At 66.9% G+C, this 6,937-nt stretch carries 4 protein-coding genes; 2 read left to right on the top strand and 2 right to left on the bottom strand.

Annotated features, from left to right (window positions below; all coding sequences use genetic code 11):
* Nucleotides 1-33: 33 nt before the first annotated feature.
* Nucleotides 34-462: a hypothetical protein gene (locus NLR35_RS11275; RefSeq protein ID WP_257166614.1), complete on the bottom strand. Its 429-nt coding sequence runs from the start codon at nt 460-462 to the stop codon at nt 34-36.
* A 323-nt stretch (nt 463-785) separates the two neighbouring features.
* Here NLR35_RS11275 and NLR35_RS11270 point away from each other — a divergent pair, with 323 nt between their 5' ends.
* On the top strand, nt 786-2,690 hold the full coding sequence (locus tag NLR35_RS11270) for an acyltransferase family protein (RefSeq protein WP_257166613.1): 1,905 nt from the start codon (nt 786-788) through the stop codon (nt 2,688-2,690).
* A gap of 160 nt (nt 2,691-2,850) precedes the next feature.
* Nucleotides 2,851-4,749 carry an acyltransferase family protein gene (locus tag NLR35_RS11265; protein WP_257166612.1) on the top strand — a complete coding sequence of 633 codons (1,899 nt, stop codon included), beginning with the start codon at nt 2,851-2,853 and terminating at the stop codon, nt 4,747-4,749.
* A 22-nt stretch (nt 4,750-4,771) separates the two neighbouring features.
* Here the strand turns inward: NLR35_RS11265 and NLR35_RS11260 are convergent, their stop codons facing one another.
* Nucleotides 4,772-6,655, bottom strand: a complete 1,884-nt coding sequence (locus NLR35_RS11260) for an acyltransferase family protein (protein ID WP_257166611.1) — start codon at nt 6,653-6,655, stop codon at nt 4,772-4,774.
* Nucleotides 6,656-6,937: the final 282 nt, after the last annotated feature.

Below are 6,937 nucleotides of genomic sequence, written 5' to 3'. Positions count from 1 at the left end.
CCGGAGCGCCGTCGTCCAAGACGCGCGATCAGCTCAGATCTTCTGTCCCGCGGGCCCGACGCCGACGTTGATCGTGATCCGCTGCAACTCGGTGCGGCCTTGCGGGAACTTGACCTCCAGCGTCACCGTATCGGTGCCGGCGAAGTCGGCTTTGGACTGGTAGAAGGCGATGAAGCCTGGCACTTCCAGCGCCAGGCACTGCTTGTAGTTCGTTGCCGAGATCTTGCCGCGCTTGATCGAGACGGTGCCGTTGCCGGGCGGCGTGACCAGCCGGATCGAAGGCAACGGTCCCGAGGAGCAGTCGGGCTGCACGTTGAGATAGACGCCGACCTGGATCGCCTTGCCGGCGACGCCCTTGGCACTGCGCTCGACCGTGGTCTGAGCAGGCGCTGGAGCAGGGACCGGGGCAGGCGCAGGTGTCGCGGGTGCAACCGGCGCTTGCGCCAGGGCTGCCGGCGTCATGACGAGCAGCCCCGCAACGGCAAGTCCTTCAAGCAAGCTCCACCATGTCTGCCCTGATCGATTCGTCCTCAGCATCCGCCCCTCGCTCCCTGCGTCGCCACCAGATTGCCGCATTCGGCCCAAGCGTTCAACGGATCGTCGTATTTACGTGGACTGCGAGCATGAGCTGTAGCGCGAATTGCGCTCAGTTTCGCAAATCCTGACGTCGCCGCTGCTAAAGGCGCCATCGGCTGATCGTCACGACGTGGCCGTGACTGTTTCCGATTGTTGCCGCTCGTGTCTGTCCATATATCGCGCTGCGAACAGGCGTGGGATGGACTGAGTTGGAAGCGCGTTATCGGGCGGATATCGATGGCCTCAGGGCGATCGCGGTCTGCATTGTGGTTTTGTTCCACCTGAAGGTTGCCGGCTTTGGTGGCGGTTTTGCCGGCGTCGACATCTTCTTCGTCATCTCCGGCTATCTGATCACCGGGCATATCCTGCGCGACATCGAGCTCGGCGCGTTTTCGTTCGCGGCGTTCTATGCGCGCCGTGCGCGGCGGATTCTGCCTGCGCTCATCGTCACCGTCATGCTGACCTTCGCCGCCGGCTGGTTGTGGCTGCCGCCGGACGCGTTGCGCCAGCTCGCCAAGGAGGCGACACACGGTCTGCTGTCGATCGCCAACATTCAATATTGGCGCGAGTCCAACCAGTATTTCGCGCCGAGCTCGGATCAGCTCGGCCTGCTGCATCTGTGGTCGCTGTCGGCCGAGGAGCAGTTCTATCTGGTGACGCCACTGGTCCTCGTGCTGCTCAGCCGCATGCGCCAGGTCGCGGCAGGCATTGCTCTGTCCGGCGTGGTGTCGTTCGTGGCAGCCATCATCTGGTTGCGGCGAGATCCGGAGGCCGTGTTCTTCCTGACGCCGTTTCGCGTGTTCGAGTTCGCCCTCGGTGCACTGGCGATCGCGCTCGAGCGGCGCGTTGCGTCGTGGCCGGCGATCCGCACCGCCGCGGCGTGGGGCGGCTATGCCGTGCTGTTTTCCAGCCTTCTGGTCATCGCGCGCTTCCAGCACGACGCGGGACTCGGCGCCCTCCCGCCGAGCCTCGCGACGGTTGCGATCATCGCAGCGAACAGGCCGCTCCGCCTGTTCGCGAACCGCGCGGTTCTGGCCGTAGGCCGCTCGTCCTACTCGCTCTATCTCGTGCACTGGCCGGTGATCTACTTCGCAACCTTCATTTTCGGCGCGCAGGCCGCCAGCAGCACGGGGCGGATCACGCAGCTGCTGGTGATGGCGGCGCTGACCGCGGCGATGTTCGTCCTGGTCGAGCAGCCCATTCGTCGCCTGCAGGGCGCGGCATGGAAGCAGGGGGCCGCCTTTGCCGCGGTGATCGGCCTTTGTGTCGTCGCTACGCATGGGGCCTTCAAGGCAGACGGCGTGCCGTGGCGGCTTCCGGAGGATCAGCGCGCGCGGCTCGAGCTGCAGCGGTTCGGCATGAGCCCCTGTGGTCGCTCCGGCGAGGACTGCGAGTTCGGTGCGCTGGCCGGCTCCCGCGGGCTGGAGCTGCTCGGCGACTCCTATGTGCATCAGTATGTCGCCGCGTTGGACGACCACCTGAAGGCGCGCGGCATTCACGGCAGAACATCGACGGTCGGCGGCTGTCCGATGCTGGTAGGAGTGATTCCACTCCCGCCGCGAACGGCGGAGTGCATCGCCCTTCGCGATCGCGAGCTGGCGCGCGTTAAGGCATCGCCGGCCGATTTGGTCGTGATCGGACAGGCCTGGCATCTGTATCTGGAGGGGCCTGGACAGCCGGACGAGCGCAAGGCGAGCGAGATCCGCGACGGACTGCAAGCATTGCTGGCTCGGCTCGACCGGCCGGGCCGCCGCTTCCTGATCATCGGCGGCCAGGTCAGGCCGGTCACGTGCAGCTTCGACCATATGCGGATGCAGCCGGGCCCGTTGTGGCACGCGCCGCCGCCGCGATGCGCCCCGTTCGAAACCGCCAGGGCGCGCGCAAATGCGCGTGAGATCGATGGCCTGCTCGGCTATGCCTTGATGGGACGCGACAATGCCGAGCTGTTGCGGCCGACCGAGCTGTATTGCGACAAGGACTGTCCGGTCGTCCGTGACGACGGCGTCTGGCTGTTTCTCGACCCCGGCCATTTCACCGTGGCAGGCGCGCGGCTGATGGGGCAACGCGCAGACTCTCTGATCTCCTCGTTCCTCTCCGGACACTCCAAGCCGTAACCCGGCGCCGGCCCGCAACATTGGCCATTCCTGGGCGCTGCCTTGCCGCTGCCGGCCCGGCGTCATGGGATCGGTCCGATGACGTCATGACTGTTTCCCGCTGTTGCCATCCGTCTCTGCGCATGTCGTTCGCCTCGAACAATGCGCGGGGTGGACAACATTGGAACGCAGTCATCGCGCCGATATCGATGCGCTCCGGGCGATCGCGGTCGTCATCGTCATCCTGTTCCATCTGAAGATCGCAGGCTTCGAAGCCGGCTTCGCCGGCGTCGACATCTTCTTCGTGATCTCCGGTTATCTGATCACCGGCCAGATCCTGCGCGATGTCAGGACAGGGCGGTTCTCGCTGTCGGAGTTCTATCTGCGGCGCGCGCGGCGCATCCTGCCGGCGCTGGTCGCGACGATCGCGATGACCTTCGCGGTCGGCTGGCTGTTCCTGTCGCCTGAAGCCCTGCGCCAGCTCGCCAAGGAGGCGACGCACGGGCTGCTCTCGATCTCCAACATCCAGTACTGGCGCGAGGCGAGCGCCTATTTTGCGCCCACCGCCGACCAGCTGCCGCTGCTGCATCTCTGGTCGTTGTCGCTCGAGGTGCAGTTCTACGCGCTGGCACCTTTGCTGCTGATGTGGGCGGGGCGCCGCGGCCAGTTCTTCAGGGCGATCGCAGCGATCGGGCTGTTGTCGCTGGCTGCGGCTGCGGTCTGGTTGCCGTGGGATTCGGAGGCTGTGTTCTTCCTGACGCCGTTCCGCGTGTTCGAATTCGCGCTCGGCGCGCTCGCCATTCCCTTGGAGGCGCGGCTGGCATCGCTGCCGCGCGCGCGGACCATCGCGGCGGCCTGCGGCGACATCGTCCTGATCGGCAGCCTCGTGGTCATCGGCCGCTACCAGGCCTATGCAGGTGTCGCGGCGCTCGTGCCATGCGCTGCCGCTGCTCTCATCATCGCCGCCAACGCGCCGACCTCGCTGGTGATGGCCCCGCCGGTCCGCGCCATCGGCACAGCCTCCTATTCGCTCTATCTCGTCCATTGGCCGGTGATCTTCTTCGCCGGCTTCATCTTCGGCGAGGCGGCTCAGACATCCACAGGCGTCGCGGCCCAGCTTGCGCTGATGGCCGCGCTGGCCACGCTGATGTTCATCGCGGTCGAGCAGCCGCTGCGGCGGCTGCCCTGGCCGCGCTGGGCGCAGGTGGCGAGCTTTGCGACCGTGCTGCTGGTCGGGGCGGGCCTGACCAACGTGACATATCGCGCCAACGGCGTCGTCTCGCGATTGCCGGAGGACCAGCTCGCGCTGTTTCGGCTACAGGGCTTCGGCCTGAACAAATGCGGCAGCACTGTCGGGCGCCTCTGCGTCTTCGGCGATCTCCAGGGCACGCGCGGCGTCGAGCTGCTCGGCGACTCCTATGTCCAGCAATATGTCGCCGCGCTCGATACGTCGTTGAAGACGCGCGGCATGATCGGGCACGTCTCGACGATGAGCGGCTGCCCGACCCTGGCGGGCCTGACCGCGGAGGGCCCGCGTGCGCGCGCCTGCGCCGAGCTGCGTGACAGCGAGCTGCCGCGCATCCGGCAGTCGCCGGCCGATTTCGTCGTGATCGGGCAGGCGTGGCAGAACTACCTGGATCTGCGCGAGGGACCGGCGGCGCAGGCGCGCAACGCCGAGGTCGCCCAGCGCCTCGTCGAGACGATCCGCCTGCTGGACCGGCCGGGCCGCCATTTCCTCGTGATTGGCGGCCAGGTGCGGCCTGTGAACTGCGCCTTCGATCAGCTGCGCATGCTGCCGGGCCCGCGCTGGCATGCGCCGGCGAGACCCTGCGAGGCCGTGCCGAAGAGCGAGGCGCTCGCGACCAATCACACCATCGATGTGGTCCTCAGCGAGGCGATCAGGCCGTTGGCCAAGGTGATGCTGCTGCGGCCGTCGGAGGTGTATTGCGACCGGGATTGTCCTGTCGTCGAAGACGGCGTCTGGCTGTTCCAGGACGCCGGCCATTTCACCGTGGCGGGCGCGCAGCGCATGGGCGAGCGCGCCGCGCCGATCTTTGCGGCGTTCCTGGCTGACGATTAGTCCTGGGCGCCGCGGGGATGCTTCAGTCGCTCCGCGGCGTGATCGACGCGGCCAGCGCCGGTGAGGCCTTGACGATCTCGATCGCCGCGAGCGCCGAGCCTTGGGCGGTGAAATGGCCGTCATCCCAGGCGAGCGGCGCGCCGTCGGAGGTCTGCAACATACAGTCGTTGTCGGGGCAAAGCCGATTGATCAGCGACACGTAGTCGGTCTGCGGCAGGCCCTTCAACAGCTCGCGCAGGAAAACGTCGACTTCGCCGAGCAGATCCAGCGTGTGACCATCAGTGGCGACGCCGAAGCGCTGCGCCGCGATCAGCAGATGCGGCAGGGGCCGGTCGAATTGCGGGCTCGGCCCGACCACGACGATCTCGGCGCCGGTGTCCGCGATGGTCTTGATCGCCGCCTGCAGGCTCGCGCGCGCGGCTGGCGTCATGGCCGTGCGCGTCCAATTGCCTGAGAGGATGACAATGTCGGGTACGAGATCACGCACCAGGCCGGGCAGCCGGCGGTTGAACTCTGCGCAGGGGACGGATTGGCCCGGTTCGTCGTAGGGAACGCATTGCGCCATCGTCGCGCGCGCCAGTGTAATCTGCGGCAGAGCGCGCTTCAGCCCGTCGACGAGGTGCGCGGCATGGCTGTCGCCCCAGAGCAGGACGCGGGGCCGGGCGCCCTTGGCAAGGCAGTCGGGCTGCAGCGCTGCGAAGGTCTGACCCGGCGCCAGGAAACAACGCCCTTCTTCATAGACGCTCCGGTGGTCGTAGCCGAGGAACGCGGCCATGGCCTGCTGCTGGGGGGAAAAACGGGTGGGAAAGCCGGACAGCACGATCATGGCGATGCTGGCCGCCAGCGCGGCGCCGCCGGTCGCTGCGAGCCCCCGCGCCGTCAACGGCCAGTCCGCGCGGCGCGCGGGTTGCTCGACGAGATAGAAGCTCGCCAGCGCCAGCGTCGTGCAGGCGCCGAGCAGCGCCAGCCTGTCCAGGGCCGAGTTTGGAGGGCCCCAGACGGCGGTGGCGAACGACACCACCGGCCAATGCCAGAGATACAGCGAGTACGACCACAGCCCGATTGCGATCATCGGCGATGCAATGGTGAGAACCGTCTTGTTCAGGTCCGGCTTGCCCCAGATCACGGCGGCGGCGCCGAGACAGGGCAGCAGCGCGGCGACGCCGGGGTAGGGTGTGCGCGGTGAGTAGATGTTGACGGAGACGCCGAGTGCGATCCATCCGACGGTGGTCACCGCGATCCTGAGCGACTGAGGCTGCAGCGTCGGCAGCGCTTCGACCGCGAGCAGCGCGCCAAGCGCCAGCTGCCAGGTCCGCGCCGGCAGCAGATAGAAGGCCGCGGCCGGGTGCGTCCGGGTCTGGATCACGCAGAGCAGGACGGACGCAGCACACACGGCGATGAGGCTCGCGAGCATCAGGGGGCGGCGCAGCCTGAACACCGCCAGCGCGAACACGGGAAACAGCAGGTAGTACTGCTCCTCGACGCCGAGCGACCAAGTGTGCAGCAGCGGCTTGGTGATCGCTGCCGCGTCGAAATAGCCCTGCTGCGACCAGAACAGGATGTTCGAGGAGAAGGTGAGCACGGCGAGAGCCTGCTGTGCGGCCGACACCGTGTCCTGCGGCAGCAGGATCACGCTGGCGCCGAGCAGCGTGGCGCACAGCATGGCGAAGGCGGCCGGCAGGATGCGCCGGGCGCGGCGGCGGTAGAACGTCGCGAAGGAGAACGTGCCGGCGCGCGCTTCATCACGGATGATCCGCGTGATCAGGAAGCCCGAGATCACAAAGAACACGTCCACGCCGACATAGCCGCTGCGGAACGGTGGGATGTCGTAGTGAAACGCGATCACCGAGATCACGGCGAAGGCGCGCAGGCAGTCGATGTCGGGACGATAGTTGATTGAGCTCAAGATGACGGTCCGGGCGCTCGCGGCCGGCGACCATCGATCCTTTCAGTCGCCGCGCATGGGCGACCTGCATAAGCTCTGATTGCAACCGAGTTGCGGGCTTCCTGTGGCGAGCCGGTCGTGCAGATAGGACACAATGCCATTGAATTGACATCGCTCCGGTCTCACGCAACGCGCCTTCACAGACTTGCCTCAATGGCGTGTTCGCCTCGATGCCAGTTTGTGCGTCGAGCGAGCGTGTCATGCGTACATTGGGGCGGAAGGCCGGCCAAGCCGGTTTGGTGT

Source organism: Bradyrhizobium sp. SRS-191 (genome assembly GCF_024586915.1).
Classification (GTDB): domain Bacteria; phylum Pseudomonadota; class Alphaproteobacteria; order Rhizobiales; family Xanthobacteraceae; genus Bradyrhizobium.
Note: the sequence above shows the minus strand (reverse complement) of the source record. Positions and strands in the feature narration are given on the sequence as shown.